The sequence below is a fragment of the Agrobacterium sp. DE0009 genome (assembly GCF_007680755.1).
Taxonomy (GTDB): domain Bacteria; phylum Pseudomonadota; class Alphaproteobacteria; order Rhizobiales; family Rhizobiaceae; genus Agrobacterium; species Agrobacterium tumefaciens_B.
The window spans coordinates 807875-822995 of the sequence record NZ_VEIU01000001.1 but is presented as its reverse complement, the minus strand read 5'-3'; the positions used below and the strand labels follow the sequence as shown (position 1 = coordinate 822995).

The window sequence follows — 15121 nt, the reverse complement described above, 5'->3', positions numbered from 1 at the left end:
GGCGGTCGTCTCACCAGCGCAATCTTTTTCAGTCCTGTAACTTCATAACAAATCTGGTGTGTTGGATTACTGTCCGAATTCGGTATTGGAAAAATAAAGTAGAAAATAAAAATATTGAAGTTATAAGTTGAATTCTTAAGTCAGATTCCAAGATAAAAACCAGCGAATATTAGAAGTTGAGACGTTATTTTAGAATATAATAGAATGTCGTGGAGGGCAGGTGATTTCCGGTTTGTTTAGAGGTGACCGTTCGCCGGGCTTTGCTCAGAAAGTCAACGAAAGCAGCCATCAGTTCAATACATGGGGGCTGATTTTCGGTGCCGTTCTCTATGATCTGTACATTTTCGTCGACATGACACTCGTGCCCGAGATCATCTGGCTTGATTTGATCGTCCGTCTGGTGGTCATCACGCCGGTGTTGTTCCTTTATTTCCCCATTCGGCATTATGCGCTTCAGGCGCGACCGGATGCGGTGGTGCATGAGGTTCTTCATGCCATCGGCTGCATGGTCGTTGTCGGATCCATCATGTTCATCTACGCCAACGCCCGGACCTCGTCGGCGAGCGAATATTACATGGGCATCGTCACCGTCGTCCTCTACATGAACACGATACACCGGCAGCCCTTTCCAGTGGCTTTGCTTGGCACCGCTGGCTGCATGACGGTTTTCATCATTGGCATGGACTATGTCACGGTCACGAGTGAAGTGGCCAAGGTTCCGGCAATCATGTGCTCCATCGGTATCAGCGCCGTCTCGCTGTTTGCGGCCTATCGCATCGAGAAGGTGGAGCGAAGGGATTATCTGGCGTCGCTGCGTGAAAAGACATTGCTGCAGCAGATTCAAACCGCAAACCACGAACTTCAGCGAATCTCCAATACCGACCAGCTGACCGGCATCCGCAACCGGCGCAGCTTCGACGAGGCCGTGCGTGAAATCTCGGGCAGCGACGGGCCGCGCGCACTCATCCTTCTCGATGTCGATTATTTCAAGAATTACAACGATTCGGAGGGGCATGTGGCAGGAGACGACTGTCTGCGCAGGGTCGCCGGAAGGCTGCGCGGCACGCTGCGCAAAGAAGACGGCGACAGACGTTTCATCGCCCGCTACGGCGGCGAGGAATTCGTGGTTCTTCTCGACGATTGCGTCGTCGCAGCTGCAATCAGGATCGCCGAAAGACTGAGACTGGCCGTCATTGATGAGGCCATTCCCCATCCGAGCCGCCCCGACGGCCGCAATGTCGTCACCGTCAGCCTAGGTGTTGCGGTCTCCGAAAGCAGCACGGAACTCATCGACGAGACGCTCAGGCGGGCAGATATGGCGCTCTACGAGGCAAAACGTCGAGGCCGTGACCGCCTGGTGCTTGACCCCGGGCGGAAAGCCGCGATGGCCGGGCCGCCGGAACTGGGCTGCATGAAGCCCCGTGACTCGTCATCGAATGGCAGAGATGTGGGGACGGAATGTGACGTTGGGCGGAGCGGCATTTGACAAGGTTTCGCGATGGAACGCGGTGGCGGGGACAATCAAGGAGGAAGTGCAGATGATGGAAACGATTGTTGCTCAGGCCGCGGCATCCGTTGCGGAATTGCCGTTTCTCCTGCTTCAGGCGGCCGCCGTCGTTGGCATGATTTCGATGCTGATCCTGCTGCGCCGAAACATCGCTCTCGAAGACCCGCGTTATAAAATTTATTACGGCATTGTTTTTGGCGTTGCCGGTTTTCTGCTGACCCTCCTGGTCTCCGAATTCATCAAGTTGCCCTCCAAACCGTACATCCGCTCGGACCTGCTGTTCCTCGCCGGCGTTTTGGGCTCCTGGCAGGGCGGGTTGATCACACTGGTACTGGTTGCGGCCGGCCGTCTCATCATCGGCGGCCCGGTTCTGTTTTTCTCCGCCCTGCAGGATATGGCTGTCGTCTCGACTTGCGGAATTCTGATGTACGGCTGGATGCGCCGCCGCCGCCTGACGGATCTGAAAGCAGGCGATGTCGTCACGGTTTTTGCGGCGCGATTCGTCTGCGTCCTGTTTGCCATCTACCTTTCTTATCTTCTTGGGCTCGTGGATCAGGCGCTGTTCTTCAGTGCGGTCGGCCGTCGCACGCTTGGGGCCGTGGCGGTCGGCCTGCCGATGATTGCATGCCTCTTCATCCTCCTGCGGAGCGAGGCGGGGGCGCGGGAAGAGCAGAAAAAGCGGGAGGCGGCGGCGCGAACCGATCCTCTGACAGGCCTGCCCAACCGGCGCGCCCTGAAAGACCATATTGAAACCATCATGCTGCAGGCGCCGGCGGTTCCGCATGCTCTCGTCCTGATCGAAATCGTCAACATCGCCGATGTCGCCGCCTACGAAGGGGAGGATTGGGGCGATCACTTCTGGCCGCGGCTGGCGCAGGAAATCTGCGGCGGCAACGATGGTCTGCTTTCCAGTGCCGATATGCCCGCCTGTTTCATGTTCGGGGATACGACGCTCGCGATCGTGATGCAGGGCGTTTCGCTGGAGAAATCGGAAAACGCGCGGCTGATAATGCGCCTGCACGACGGGCTGAGTGCGTATTCCCGTGCAGCGGCGGCGGGTCCGGTTCCGCATCTCAAGATCGGTGGGGCCAATCTCGATGTGCTTTCCCAGCGCAACGTCGCCTCCTTCCTCCGCCACTTGAGCCTTGCTCTGGCAGGCAGCGATCATCCCATTCAGATATTTCCTTTTTCGCTGGCTGAAAAAGCGACGCGGGACGAGGATGTGCGGCGGATGTTGGTCGACTGGATCGAAACCGGAAGGCCACCGATTCTCTACCAGCCGAAGTTTGAAATGTGTAATCGCCGCATGATTGGCGCGGAAGCGCTGTTACGCGCCACCGACGGTCGAGGGCAGGCGCTTTCGCCCTATTACGTTCTGGAGATCGCGCAGCGGCACAGGCTGCTTGCGGATTTTGAGTGGGCGACGGTCGAAGCCGTGGTTAGAGACCTCTGCAATCTGCGCGGGCTCGACGAGGATTTTCACCTGTCGGTGAACATTTCCGCTTCATCCTTTGCCTCGGATCGTTTCGCGGATCGTGTCGTGACGCTGTTGAACCGCATGGCGGTGCCGACGCACCGCCTGTCGATCGAAGTGACGGAGATGAGCAAGATACCGACCAATGACGTCGTGCAGCGCAATTTCGACACGCTGGTGGCCGCGGGGGTACGGCTGGCACTGGATGATTTCGGCACGGGTTATGCGGCGCTCACGCTCCTTGCACGGTTTCCCTTCGAAGAGGTCAAGATCGACCACTGGATGACCTCGCGCATGGACCAGGCGCGGTTCAGGGAGGCGATTGCGCTCGCCTTCGAAAGTGCCGAACGCTATGGCGCGAAGCTGGTGACCGAAGGCATCGAAACGGAGGAGCAGAGCAAGCTCTTGATGCAGATGGGTATTCGCTTCGGTCAGGGCTATCTTTATTCTCACGCCGTTCCGTTTGACCGGTTGAAGCCGCTCAGCCAAGTCGCCTAGCACCGTGCTCCGAAATGGCCATGTTCGTTGTGTACAAGCCGGCCAATGAGGGCCTGCTGACCATGGATGACCGGCTCGTCGTCCAGACTGGCGGTCTACCTGTCAAGATCGGCGGTCCTCGTTGGCGGCATCGGCGTCGGCGGTGCACCATCGGGCGCCATCGACACCGAAGCGCCCGCGAAGGTCTGAACGCCATCGGCGCGAAGTCAGCAACGTCGATGGCGCGGCGGCTTCCAGCAAGGCCGCTGGCCGCGCGAGCGATCTGAGACCTTTGTGGTGGGGATCGGCCATCGGTGGCGGGAGAAGTCTTACGGCGACCGGCAGCGCGAAAGCCTGCTTCCCTTTCTTCCGGCCTGAGCCGGAATTCAGGCGGTGCTCGCCTGCGTGGCGGAAAAATTCCTCCAGCCAAAGGATTTATGCTGTCTGGGTGCCGGACTAAACCAGCCATGACGGACGTAAAAATCTGCGTACGACTTCACCGTCGGAATGCTGCAGCCGGGCCAAGTGCGGTCCGGCTCGAAGCTCGGACCCCAGCGTCAGCCCGCCATGGCTTCCTCATATTCGCTGGAAAGCAGCAGCCATTGCTCCTCCGCATCGGAAAGCTTGGCAGCGGCTTCCCCGCGTTCCTTCACTTTCTGCGCGGCCTTCGCAGGCGCCTTTTCGTAAAGGGCAGGGTCCGCCAACTCCTTGTCGAGCGACTGAATCAGTTTCTCAAGCTTTGACGTCAGGGATTCGATTTCGTTGATCTTTTTCTTCAGCGGGGCAAGCTGGGCGCGCTTTTCGGCACTGGCCTTGCGTTGATCTGCCTTCGATGCCTGATCGGCAGCAGCCTCTGTCTTGTCTTCCTTCTTCCTGCCGGAGGAAACCACGAGATCGCGATATTCCTCCATGTCGCCTTCGAAAGTCTTGACCGTACCATCGGCGACCAGCCACAGCCGGTCCACCGTCGCCTCGATCAGGTGGCGGTCGTGCGAGATGAGGATGACGGCGCCGCTATAGTCATTCAGTGCCTCGATCAGCGCGCGGCGGCTGTCGATGTCGAGGTGGTTGGTCGGCTCGTCAAGTATCAGCAGGTTCGGCGCATGAAAGGCCGCAAGCCCCATCAGCAGGCGAGCTTTTTCGCCACCGGACAAGTCCTTTGCCGCCGTCGCCATTTTTTCCGTCGCAAGGCCCATCTGGGCGACACGGGCGCGCACCTGCGCTTCCGGTGCCAGCGGCATCAGCTTGCGCACATGCTCCACCGGCGTTTCATCTGGCACGAGATCGTCCAGCTGATGTTGCGCGAAGAAGCCGATCTTCAGGCCGGGCGCAACGCGAAGGTCGCCCGCCTGCGGGGCGAGCCGGCCGGAAATGAATTTTGCGAAGGTGGATTTACCATTGCCGTTGGAGCCAAGCAGCGCGATGCGGTCGTCATTGTCGATCCTGAGATTGAGCTGCTTCAGGATGGACTTGCCGGGCTCATAACCGACAGCGCCGCCATTGATGGCGACGATGGGAGAGGCGGGCTGCTTTTCGGGTTCGGGAAAGGTGATCGGCTGAACATGATCTTCGATCACGGCGGCCACCGTGCCCATGCGCTCCAGCGCCTTGATGCGGCTCTGCGCCTGCCGGGCCTTGGTGGCCTTGGCGCGAAAACGGTCGATGAAGCTTTGCAGGTGCTTGCGCGCGGCGTCGTTTTTCGCCTTCGCTTTCATCTGCAATTCGTCAGCCTCGGCCTTCTGCCGCTCGAACTGGTCGTAGCCGCCGCGATAGAAGGTCAGCTTCTTCTGGTCCAGATGCACGATCGAATTGACCGCGTTGTTGAGGAGATCGCGATCATGGCTGATGATGATGACGGTGTGCGGATAGCGCCTGATGTAATCTTCCAGCCAGAGCGTGCCTTCGAGATCGAGATAGTTGGTCGGTTCGTCAAGCAGCAAAAGGTCGGGTTCGGCAAACAGCACCGAGGCGAGCGCCACGCGCATGCGCCAGCCGCCGGAAAAGGAGGAAGCCGGGCGAAGCTGCGCCTCATGGTCGAAACCGAGGCCGGCAAGGATACTGGAGGCGCGCGCTTCTGCCGAATGGGCATCGATGTCGACAAGCCGCATCTGAATTTCCGCGATACGGTGCGGATCGGTCGCGGTTTCCGCTTCGGCCAGCAATCTGCTGCGTTCCTTGTCGGCAGAAAGCACGATGGAAATCAGCGATTCCTCCGTTCCCGGTGCTTCCTGCGCCACCTGGCCGATACGCGCCTGTTTGGGGATCGTCACCGAACCGCTTTCCGCCGAAAAGTCGCCGGTAATCACCCGGAACAGGGTGGATTTGCCGGCCCCGTTGCGGCCGACAAGGCCAGCCTTCACACCGGCGGGAAGCGTCACGCTGGCGTGGTCCAGAAGCAGACGCCCGGCAATGCGGGCGGAAAGATCGGTAATCGTAATCATGGCGCCGTTTTGGCCGAACTGACCGGCCAAGGCAAGAGCGCCCGCGCCACATCGCGCGAGATTACGCGATCAATCGCCGAGTTGTTCGAGATAGCTGCGGCGGCTGTGCTGCGCGACGTCGCGGGAGTAGCCGACGACGCAATTTCGTGTGCCGCTGCGGGCCGAAAGCAGCGCCAGTTCCGCATGGCCGAAAAATTCGGCCGGCGTCGTCGTGCCGTCCACGGCGGCCACGCCGATCGAAACCGTCAGATGCTCGCCATCCCCGCCGCTCGTGACGAAGCGTAAGTCCTCCACGCTCTGCCGCAGTCGCTCCGCAATGGCCTCGGCCGTGTTCTGCGGGACGCCGGCAAACAGAAAGGCGAACTCGTCCGCGCCGATGCGGGCAACGAAATCGTCCTTCTTGATGGTCTTGCGGAACAGCGCGGCGAGGCGTCTCAGTGCCTTGTTGCCGGCGGCCGGGCCATATTTGCCGTTGATTTCACGGAAATGATCGATATCCAGCAGAACCAGTGAGGTGGCGGAGGCAGCCTTGTCTTCCGCAAACAGGCCGCGAAGCTTTTCAAGAAAAGCGGCCCGGTTCGGCAGCGCTGTCAGCGCATCGCGCAGGGAGGCCGTCTGCAACTCGGCCCGATGCCTTTCGACGTCGCGGATTTTCACGAGGCCCATGGCGATGAAATGCCGAAGGCTTGTCTGCTCCTCGTGAATATCGCCGAGCAATTCCGCGACACGTTCCGGCACCGGCTGCTTGCCGCCCTGGTCACTGATGCCATGCATGAATGTCTCCGTTCGCTTCAGGCTCGCATCCAGTCGCGCGGAGATTTGTGTCAGCGTATCGAGCGCCTCGCTCGCCATCTGTTCGGCCTCGATCCTTGAAAAGCCAGGCAGATTGTGCCGCTGGCCAATCAGGTCGATCTCATGCTGTTGCGGTGCATTTCCGAGCGCAAGAACGTCCCGGCCCATGGAAGGGTTGTGTCCCGACAAGATCTCATAGATCAGCTCGTAGTTACGCGGCAAAGGCGCGATGTTCATCTTGGTGATGAACTGCGTGATCTTTGTAACGACAAGTGCGCTTCTTGTCTGCTCGCGTTTCTTATCGCCCGCCGATGACGTCACTGACTGCCTCAATACCACTTGATTATTATAAATGGCCGGTAATAACCGATTGTTGAATGGCACGAAGCCTACAAGTGACGGTTTAAAATTGACTGAATCCGAGAAGAACTTTCGATCTCGCGTCATGCATTTTTCACGCTTCGGCGCGGAAGCTTGAGCAAAACGTGTCTTGATCAATCGTATGACAAATCCTGATTTGATTTCGCGCTGCCGCGGTCCTTAATATCGGCGCATCCAGATTCATGAAAAGGGTTGCCCATGACCACGTCCAGAACGCTTTATTCCCTGTGCGGAAGCGATGCATCGCGCCCGTTCTCGCCCCACTGCTGGAAAACGGTGCTATCGCTGGCGCACAAGGGGCTGGATTTCGAGGAGCGTCCTTTGCCCTTCACTGTCATTCCGACTGTCGAGGAGGGGTTTTCCAAAACGGTGCCGATCCTTCGGGACGGTGATCAGCTGGTGAGCGACAGTTTCGAGATCGCCCTCTACCTCGATGAAGCCTATCCGGAACGGCCCTCACTATTTGACGGAGAAGGCGGCAAGGCGATGGCCCGGTTCGTCGAAAGCTGGTCGCAGACGGTGCTGCACCCAGCCATCACCCGTATTGCGGTCCTCGATATCCACAATATGCTGGATGAGCCTGACCGTCATTATTTCCGGGATAGCCGCACCAAGGCGCTCGGCCGTCCGCTCGAAGATGTGGTGGCAAACCGCGAGGCGGAAATTGCCGCCTTTCCCGGTTTGCTGGCGCCGATCCGGCGGATGCTGAGCTTCCAGCCCTTCATCGGTGGCACGTCACCGCTCTTTGCCGATTACATCGTCTTCGGGGCGCTGCAATGGGCGAGGATCACCACCGGCGCCGATCTGTTCGCCGAGAATGACCCGGTGAGGGACTGGTTCGAAGGCTGTCTCGACCTGTATGATGCGAGGGGTCGCAGTGTGACAGCGGCGTGAAATGTCTGGCGTCATCGCCGCAATCTCGTTGATCCCCCTTGTTTTCGGGCCTTTGGGCGGGTAAAGACCGCCCACTTTCTCTGAAGGAAAAGGAAACGGACACATGGCGATTGAACGCACATTTTCGATGATCAAGCCGGACGCAACCAAGCGTAACCTGACGGGCGCGATCACCAAGGTATTTGAAGACAACGGCCTGCGCGTCGTCGCCTCCAAGCGCGTCTGGATGAGCAAGCGCGAAGCCGAAGGCTTCTACGCCGTTCACAAGGAACGCCCCTTCTTCGGCGAACTCGTTGAAGGCATGACCTCCGGCCCGACCATCGTTCAGGTTCTGGAAGGCGAAAACGCCATCCTGAAGAACCGCGAAATCATGGGCGCCACCAACCCGGCCCAGGCCGCTGAAGGCACCATCCGCAAGACCTTCGCGCTCTCCATCGGCGAAAACTCCGTTCACGGCTCCGACGCGCCGGAAACCGCCGCACAGGAAATCGCCTACTGGTTCGCCGAAACCGAAATCGTCGGCTGATTCAAAACCTCAACAGCTTGAATCGCCCTCTCAGGCGATTGGGTGAAGCTGCTGAAAAGACTCAAGGAAACGGGGCCGAAAGGCTCCGTTTTTTTTGAGAGGCGGGAAGGTCACGCCGCTCTCTACGACGCCGGGCACCCCTGAACCGGTCGCATATCCGTCGAACCGTCAGCCTTGAACACCTCCGGATTGGGCGTATAGAGCGGGCCGACCACCAGCGGCTTCGCCGGTAGAGCCGACTGGTCCGTATCGGAGCGGATTGTGGTCTGGATCGTCTGGAGAATGTCACCTTCCGGTGCTTTGATGCGGATGGAGACCTTGTAGGGCCGATCCTGCTTCACGCATTCGACCGGCGGGCTCTGAACGGTGATCCTGTCGTCTGTCGGAAAAATCTTATCGTTTATGATGAGGTCCGGACCGCCACGCGGGTTCTCGAAAGACGCTTCAACCGTGCTGCCATCGCGGATGGGGGCGATGCGCTGCAGCGTTACCAGATAGGTGGCGACAGCCACGCGGTAGTTGAAGACGAACATGCGCCCGGAAAGCTTCGCCACCTCGCGAGGTTCGTCGCGTTGGCAACCCGTAAGGGATAGCAAGGCGACGATCGCCAGCAGGGGCAGGGCAATTTTCATGGCTGCGCCTCTTTCCTGCGATGATAATGCCGGCTGGCCTTCTGCCGGTTGCCGCATACCGCCATGTCACACCAGATCCGGCTTCTGTTCCTGCTGCGGTCCAGAAACAACCAGCCGCAATTGGCGCAGATGCGGAGCCTCTCCCTGATATCGCCGGAAAGCAGCGACAGGGAGGAATGGACGGTAGCGTTGGCAAGACTCTCCTGGGTCGGGAATACTCTCAGTGCCAAGGCGCCGGCGGAGAGAAACCGGGCCAGCTTACCGTCATCGGCCACGCCGGCGACAGACGACCGGAAATGATCGTCGATCGCTTCGCGCAACTCCAGAAAAAGCGGTCGCTCGGTCGCCCCTGGTGAGACGAGGGCGGGAAACCTGTCACGCTCCCCGCCAAGCCGCGTTGCCGCTTCGGCAAAGGCAGCGATCTGCTCCGGCTCAGCAAAGCGGTCTAGCCTCCTTGCCGGGTCGGCACGCAGGATGACGCTGTTGGCGACATCGAGCGCCAGTGCTCCCCCTGCAAAACGATGTTCCGTCCAACTGAATGTCATGACCATAATATAACTACCAAAACAGATTTTAACAGTTATAATCGCCGTTGGGGAGGACGGGCTTGGCTTATTTCCTGCAACAATTGCTGAATGCCGTGCCGATCGCATCCTTGTATGCGGTTCTGGCCTTCGGTTACGCCATTGCCTTTTCCGTCACCAAACGCGCCGACGTCACCTACGGCGCTATCTTTGCCTTCGCCGGGCAGACTTGCCTGCTGTTTGCCGACTTCGGCTGGAACCGTCTGTGGCTGGTTCTGCCGGCAACCTTGGCGCTGGGGGCGGGGGCAGGTCTTTTTGGAGGCTTGTGGGCGGCGGGCTTCATTGGGCGGGCGGTCATGCGACCGCTGGCGAAGGCCTCTCCCAACACGGTAACTGTCGCCTCCGTCGGCGTGCTGATCGCGCTCACGGAAAGTGCTAGACTTGCCGCCGATACAAAACAGTTGTGGCTGCCGCCTTTCTTGTCGCAGCCGGTGCGTTTTTGGAGCGAGGGCGGCTTTGCCGTCACCCTGACACCGATTCAGATGCTGAATACGGCGGTCTTCTGCCTGCTCATTCTCGCTGGCTCGCTTTACCTCAACCGCTCCGCCTTTGGCAGACGATGGAGGGCGATATCGGACGATAGCTTGGCCGCATCGCTCCTCGGGGTGAATGCCGGCAGGGTTTTTCTGCTGTCCTACTGCGCGGCGGGCCTCGTTGCGGCCACAGCCGGTGTGCTCGCGACCTTTTATTACGGCACCATGGATTTCGGAGCGGGCCTCGTCTTCGGTCTGAAAGTCGTGCTGATTTCGGCAGCGGGCGGATATGCGAGCCCGCTCATCTGCGGCCTGGGGGCAGCCGCGGTCGGCTTTGCCGAGACATTCTGGGTCGGTTATGGGCCTGCCGCCTGGCGGGATGCGGCGGTTCTGGCCTTGCTGGTCGGCTGGCTGATCGTCATGCGCAGCAGGGTCGAAGCGCCCTGAGGCTGTCCGTTATCGCCACCTGTCCTTGGCCGTATCGTCTGCAACCTTCGCGGCCACCCAGTCGCCCGCCATACCATCCTTGCCATGTTTCTTTTTCCAGAACGGGGCGGATGTTTTGAGATAGTCCATCACGAAATTCGCGCCGTCGAAGGCGGCCTGTCGATGCGATGAGGCGGCAATGACGAGAACGATGTTTTCACCCGTCGCGATCTTGCCGTGGCGATGGATGGCGGTGAGGCCGAGAAGATCGAAACGCTCCATGGCAAGCATTGCGATGCGGGTGATTTCCGCTTCCGCCATGCCCGGGTAATGTTCGAGTTCCAGCGCCGCGAGCGTGCCGCCATCGTCGCGGCAGAGCCCGGTGAAGGCGACGACCGCGCCGATGCTTCTGTCACGCTCGGTTATCAGGCGGGTTTCCGCCGCAGCGTCGAAATCATCTGTCTGGACGCGGACTGTCGGCTGCATTCCCTCATCCCCCTGTCATGGGCGGAAAAATGCCGATTTCGCGCGCGTCGACGATGCTTTCGTCGTGCTCGACATGTTCCTGATTGACCGCAACGCGGATCACGTTCGGAAACTCGAAAGCGGTCTCATAATTTTCGCCACGCGACGCAAGCCAGGCGATCAGCTCTCCAGCGGTGGTGACGGAAGAGGGAATGTCCAGCTCCTCTTCATCGGTGCCGATCTTCTCGCGAACCCAGGCGAAATAAACGATCCGTGTCATTAGTCTTCGTCCACGATGTGTTTCAGGCCGGCCTTGAAGTAATCATAGCCGGTATACATGGTAAGGGCCGCAGCAAGCCAGAGCAGCGTGATGCCCATTTCCGTCGTGTAGGGCAGCACCTTGTCGCCGGCGGGGCCTGCGAGCAGAAAGGCGATGGCGACCATCTGAATGGTCGTCTTCCACTTGGCGATACGGGTGACGGGTACGCTGACCTTCAGCGCCGCCAGATATTCGCGCAGGCCGGACACGAGAATTTCACGGCAGAGAATGGTAATCGCAGCCCACAACGACCAGCCGGCAATCGTGCCATCCGCCGCCATCAGAAGCAGCACGGAAGCGACCAGCAGCTTGTCGGCGATCGGGTCCAGCATGCGGCCGATATTCGACGTCTGGTTCCAGATACGCGCCAGATAGCCATCGAGAAAATCGGTAAGCGAGGCGATGATGAACAGCCACAGCGCCGTCCAGCGGGCAAAATCCGAGCTCTCCAGTTTTCCTTCGACATAAAAGCAAAGGACGATGACCGGAACGGCGAGAATCCGGCCGTAGGTCAGGAGGTTGGGAATGCTGTATGCGCGCGAAGCCATGGGGAAACCTGTCAGTCTGAGATCAGCTGCCTTGATGCCGCCGCTAGGGCATAGCGTCAACACGTGTTTATGTTTTTTTAGCAGGTCTGCCCCGCCGTTCTGCGTCAATCGCTGCCGCTCTCGTGGAAGTGATTGTAGATTTGCCGCGCCACCGTCTCGGAAATGCCGGTGACAGCCATCAGGTCGTTAAGGCCGGCGCGGGATACCGCCTTTGCCGTGCCGAAATGCTGCAGCAGGGAGCGCTTCCGTCCCGGACCGATTCCCGAAATCTCATCCAGCGGGTTGCGCACCATTTCCTTCTTGCGCCGCGCCCGGTGCGAGCCGATGGCGAAGCGATGGGCCTCGTCACGCATACGCTGGATGAAATAAAGCACGGGGTCACGCGGTGGCAGCGAGAAATCGGCGCGCCCATCCGCAAAGAACCGCTCGCGGCCCGCCTCTCGGTCCACGCCCTTTGCGACGCCGATCGCAGTCACGCAGTCGCGAATGCCGAGTTCGTCGAGAATGGCGCGCACCGCGGTCATCTGGCCTTGACCGCCGTCGATCAGGATCACGTCCGGCCAGGCGGGGAAGGGCATGTCGGCTGCTTCCTCCGGTGTCGGTACGCGTTCGCGATCCGGCCTGCCTTCTTCTTTCAAGAGGCGAGAGAAGCGACGGGTCATCACCTCGCGCATCATGCCGAAGTCGTCACCCGGCGTGATGTCGGTCGATTTGATGTTGAATTTCCGATACTGGTTCTTCACAAAACCTTCCGGCCCCGCCACCACCATGCCGCCCACGGCATTGGTGCCCATGATGTGAGAGTTATCGTAAATCTCGATGCGGCGCGGCACATAGGGAAGGTTGAACGTCTCCGCCATGCCTTTCAGCAGCCGCGCCTGAGACGAGGTTTCCGCCAGCTTGCGGCCGTGCGCCTCGCGCGCATTGGCCAGAACATGGTCGGTAATGTCCTTTTTCTCGCCGCGCTGGGGGACATTGATCGTCACCTTGTGCCCGGCCTTTTCGCCGAGGGCAGCCGCCAGGAGTTCCTGTTCTTCGACCGCCTCCGACAGCAGGATCTGCTTCGGCACCGGTTTGTCATCGTAGAACTGCACCAGAAACGCGTTGAGGATTTCCGAGCCGGGCAGGGAGGGATCGGCCTTCGGAAAATAGGCGCGGTTGCCCCAGTTCTGGCCGGTGCGGAAAAAGAACACCTGAATGCAGGAAATGCCGCCTTCGTGATGAATGGCGAAGACATCCGCTTCTTCGATACCAGCGGGATTGATGCCCTGATGGCTTTGCACGTGCGAAAGGGCAGCCAGGCGGTCGCGATAGATGGCGGCACGCTCGAAATCGAGGTCTTCGGAGGCCTCGTTCATCTGCCGCGCAATCGCGGTCTTGACGCTCTGACTCTTGCCGGACAGGAAATCCTTGGCTTCCTTCACGAGTTCTGCGTAGCCCTCGTCGCTGATCTCATGCGTGCAGGGCCCGGAACAGCGCTTGATCTGGTAGAGAAGACAGGGGCGCGTGCGGGTCTCGAACACGCTGTCCGTACAGGTTCGGATCAGGAAGGCGCGCTGCAGCGAATTGATCGTGCGGCCGACAGCACCGGCCGATGCGAAGGGGCCGAAATAGTCGCCCTTGCGCGCCCGCGCGCCGCGATGCTTGAAGATGGCCGGCGCGCGATTATCCGCGGTGATGAGGATATAGGGAAAGGATTTGTCGTCCCGCAAAAGCACGTTAAAGCGCGGCCGCAAGCGCTTGATCAGATTCGCTTCCAAGAGAAGCGCTTCGGTTTCCGTGCGGGTGGTGACGAATTCCATGTGCGTGGTGAGACGCACCATCTGGGCGATGCGGTTGGAGTGCACGCGGCCCTGCGCATAATTGCCGACGCGCTTCTTCAGTGAACGGGCCTTGCCGACGTAAAGAACGTCGCCCGCATCGTTGAACATGCGATAAACGCCCGGCGAATTCGGCAGGTGTTTGACGAACTCGGCGATGAGGTCCATGCCCTTCAGGCCGGACTCGTTCTTCCAGCCCGCATTCCAGTCCATGCCCACGACGTCGCGCGAAGCCTCCGTCGCGTCAGTCGCGAGAAGGCCTGCATCGTCATCGTCGTCGTCGGTGTCATCGAAGAGAATACCGCCGTCAGGCAGCTTCTTTCCGTTCATTCATTTATCTCCGCCACGTCAGGGGTTTCCCAGCCAAGGTGCTGGCCGCCGTCGAGCGCGATCATTTGTCCGGTGACCGACGGCGTGTCGTAAAGAAAGCGAATCGTCCGGCCGAACTCATCCGGCGCAGGACCACGCTTTAATATAAGGCCGTCGATCTGCGCCTGAAAGTCCTCGGGCGCCTGTCTTTCGTTTTTGAAGGTCGGTCCGGGGCCGATGGCGTTGACCCGCACCCGCGGCGCGAAGCTCTGCGCCATGGTCTGCGTCGCGGTCCAGAGAGCCGATTTCGAAAGCGTATAGGAATAGAATCGCGGGTTGAGCGCAAGCACGCGCTGGTCGATGATATTGACGATCAGCCCGGATTTGTCAGAGGGCAGCTGTTTGACAAAGGCGGCGGCGATGAGGGAAGGGGCCCGCACATGCACCGCAAAATGTGCATCGAAAATTTCGGGATCGGGTGTTTCCGCCGAATCCTTCAGAAAAACCGAGGCATTGTTGACGACGACTCCAATCGGCCCGAGCGCTGAAGCGGCTTTTTCGACAAGCGCCATTGTTGACGCAGATTGTGTCAGGTCTGCCTGAACGGCTGCGGCCCTGCCACCTTTCTGCCTTATTTCGTTAGCGAATTCCTCCGCTTGTGCCATGGACCGGTTGGCATGCACTGCAATCGCGAAGCCATGTGCGGCAAGATCGCTTGCGATTGCACGGCCGAGCCGGCGGGCGGCTCCTGTTATCAAGACTGTCTTTTGTATATTCTCTCTCACGGCCAACCTGCATTTGCTCATATAACCCCTATGTGCGGGATATAGAGCCAAATCGCAAGCTGTTGCGCAGCCTCAAAAGAATTGGGTGATTTTCTATTTGAAATCTAATTTTGGTTTAATTTGAATATAACCAAGTTTAAAGGCGATATATTGTTGATTAGGCTTCTGTTAGGGTTAATAAAACCCTTGTGACATTTAGGCAACGTCTAATTCTAGTCACGTCTCTGCCCCAAACAATTCACATTTTGGCTCTTTGATCTCCGCATTC

Annotated in this window: 14 protein-coding genes and 1 pseudogene; 6 read left to right on the top strand and 9 right to left on the bottom strand. The window is 59.3% G+C overall.

What is annotated here, in order from left to right; translation table 11 throughout:
• Positions 1-220: 220 nt before the first annotated feature.
• The 3 genes and pseudogenes from FS804_RS04160 to FS804_RS04150 form a co-directional block, all read left to right on the top strand.
• Complete coding sequence (locus FS804_RS04160) at positions 221-1486, top strand: diguanylate cyclase (protein ID WP_246665843.1); 1266 nt, start codon at positions 221-223, stop codon at positions 1484-1486.
• Positions 1487-1538: 52 nt separating this feature from the next.
• On the top strand, positions 1539-3479 hold the full coding sequence (locus FS804_RS04155) for a GGDEF domain-containing phosphodiesterase (protein WP_144574951.1): 1941 nt from the start codon (positions 1539-1541) through the stop codon (positions 3477-3479).
• 23 nt (positions 3480-3502) lie between these two features.
• Positions 3503-3745, top strand: a pseudogene (locus FS804_RS04150) (heme-binding protein); the annotation flags it as partial.
• Between the two features lie 270 nt (positions 3746-4015).
• On the opposite strand, the gene FS804_RS04145 reads toward FS804_RS04150, so the two are convergent.
• Both FS804_RS04145 and FS804_RS04140 read right to left on the bottom strand, forming a co-directional pair.
• Positions 4016-5899: an ABC-F family ATP-binding cassette domain-containing protein gene (locus tag FS804_RS04145; protein ID WP_144574949.1), complete on the bottom strand. Its 1884-nt coding sequence runs from the start codon at positions 5897-5899 to the stop codon at positions 4016-4018.
• Between the two features lie 69 nt (positions 5900-5968).
• Entirely contained in the window at positions 5969-7012 is a 1044-nt protein-coding gene (locus FS804_RS04140; RefSeq protein WP_186376648.1) for a GGDEF domain-containing protein, read from the bottom strand.
• Positions 7013-7270: 258 nt separating this feature from the next.
• On the opposite strand from FS804_RS04140, the gene FS804_RS04135 reads away from it, so the two are divergent.
• Both FS804_RS04135 and ndk read left to right on the top strand, forming a co-directional pair.
• The gene (locus tag FS804_RS04135; protein ID WP_144574946.1) at positions 7271-7966 is read left to right on the top strand and encodes a glutathione S-transferase family protein; all 696 of its coding nucleotides are present in this window, start codon (positions 7271-7273) and stop codon (positions 7964-7966) included.
• 103 nt (positions 7967-8069) lie between these two features.
• On the top strand, positions 8070-8492 hold the full coding sequence (gene ndk / locus FS804_RS04130; protein ID WP_003496769.1) for a nucleoside-diphosphate kinase: 423 nt from the start codon (positions 8070-8072) through the stop codon (positions 8490-8492).
• Positions 8493-8614: 122 nt separating this feature from the next.
• On the opposite strand, the gene FS804_RS04125 is transcribed toward ndk, so the two are convergent.
• Both FS804_RS04125 and FS804_RS04120 read right to left on the bottom strand, forming a co-directional pair.
• Positions 8615-9124, bottom strand: a complete 510-nt coding sequence (locus FS804_RS04125) for a hypothetical protein (RefSeq protein ID WP_144574943.1) — start codon at positions 9122-9124, stop codon at positions 8615-8617.
• Positions 9121-9669: a CGNR zinc finger domain-containing protein gene (locus FS804_RS04120; protein WP_144576317.1), complete on the bottom strand. Its 549-nt coding sequence runs from the start codon at positions 9667-9669 to the stop codon at positions 9121-9123. The genes FS804_RS04125 and FS804_RS04120 overlap by 4 nt, the downstream gene beginning before the upstream one ends.
• A 62-nt stretch (positions 9670-9731) precedes the next feature.
• Here FS804_RS04120 and FS804_RS04115 point away from each other — a divergent pair, with 62 nt between their 5' ends.
• The gene (locus FS804_RS04115) at positions 9732-10628 is read left to right on the top strand and encodes a branched-chain amino acid ABC transporter permease (RefSeq protein WP_144574940.1); all 897 of its coding nucleotides are present in this window, start codon (positions 9732-9734) and stop codon (positions 10626-10628) included.
• A gap of 9 nt (positions 10629-10637) precedes the next feature.
• On the opposite strand, the gene FS804_RS04110 is transcribed toward FS804_RS04115, so the two are convergent.
• From FS804_RS04110 to FS804_RS04090, 5 genes are all read right to left on the bottom strand, one after another.
• Complete coding sequence (locus tag FS804_RS04110; RefSeq protein ID WP_144574938.1) at positions 10638-11093, bottom strand: molybdenum cofactor biosynthesis protein MoaE; 456 nt, start codon at positions 11091-11093, stop codon at positions 10638-10640.
• Positions 11094-11097: 4 nt separating this feature from the next.
• The gene (moaD, locus tag FS804_RS04105; protein ID WP_144574935.1) at positions 11098-11352 is read right to left on the bottom strand and encodes a molybdopterin converting factor subunit 1; all 255 of its coding nucleotides are present in this window, start codon (positions 11350-11352) and stop codon (positions 11098-11100) included.
• Positions 11352-11939 carry a CDP-diacylglycerol--glycerol-3-phosphate 3-phosphatidyltransferase gene (pgsA, locus tag FS804_RS04100; protein WP_063951399.1) on the bottom strand — a complete coding sequence of 196 codons (588 nt, stop codon included), beginning with the start codon at positions 11937-11939 and terminating at the stop codon, positions 11352-11354. Before pgsA ends, moaD begins: the two co-directional genes overlap by 1 nt.
• A 104-nt stretch (positions 11940-12043) precedes the next feature.
• The gene (uvrC, locus tag FS804_RS04095; RefSeq protein WP_186376647.1) at positions 12044-14089 is read right to left on the bottom strand and encodes an excinuclease ABC subunit UvrC; all 2046 of its coding nucleotides are present in this window, start codon (positions 14087-14089) and stop codon (positions 12044-12046) included.
• Complete coding sequence (locus FS804_RS04090; protein WP_144574932.1) at positions 14086-14874, bottom strand: SDR family oxidoreductase; 789 nt, start codon at positions 14872-14874, stop codon at positions 14086-14088. Before FS804_RS04090 ends, uvrC begins: the two co-directional genes overlap by 4 nt.
• Positions 14875-15121: the final 247 nt, after the last annotated feature.

Bases quoted from the DNA above. Each gene is read 5' to 3' on its own strand.
- FS804_RS04110 (WP_144574938.1), bottom strand. From the start codon at position 11,093: ATGCAGCCGACAGTCCGCGTCCAGACAGATGATTTCGACGCTGCGGCG.
- uvrC (WP_186376647.1), bottom strand. From the start codon at position 14,089: ATGAACGGAAAGAAGCTGCCTGACGGCGGTATTCTCTTCGATGACACC.
- FS804_RS04125 (WP_144574943.1), bottom strand. From the start codon at position 9,124: ATGAAAATTGCCCTGCCCCTGCTGGCGATCGTCGCCTTGCTATCCCTT.
- FS804_RS04135 (WP_144574946.1), top strand. From the start codon at position 7,271: ATGACCACGTCCAGAACGCTTTATTCCCTGTGCGGAAGCGATGCATCG.
- FS804_RS04090 (WP_144574932.1), bottom strand. From the start codon at position 14,874: ATGAGCAAATGCAGGTTGGCCGTGAGAGAGAATATACAAAAGACAGTC.
- FS804_RS04145 (WP_144574949.1), bottom strand. From the start codon at position 5,899: ATGATTACGATTACCGATCTTTCCGCCCGCATTGCCGGGCGTCTGCTT.
- moaD (WP_144574935.1), bottom strand. From the start codon at position 11,352: ATGACACGGATCGTTTATTTCGCCTGGGTTCGCGAGAAGATCGGCACC.
- ndk (WP_003496769.1), top strand. From the start codon at position 8,070: ATGGCGATTGAACGCACATTTTCGATGATCAAGCCGGACGCAACCAAG.
- pgsA (WP_063951399.1), bottom strand. From the start codon at position 11,939: ATGGCTTCGCGCGCATACAGCATTCCCAACCTCCTGACCTACGGCCGG.
- FS804_RS04155 (WP_144574951.1), top strand. From the start codon at position 1,539: ATGATGGAAACGATTGTTGCTCAGGCCGCGGCATCCGTTGCGGAATTG.
- FS804_RS04120 (WP_144576317.1), bottom strand. From the start codon at position 9,669: ATGACATTCAGTTGGACGGAACATCGTTTTGCAGGGGGAGCACTGGCG.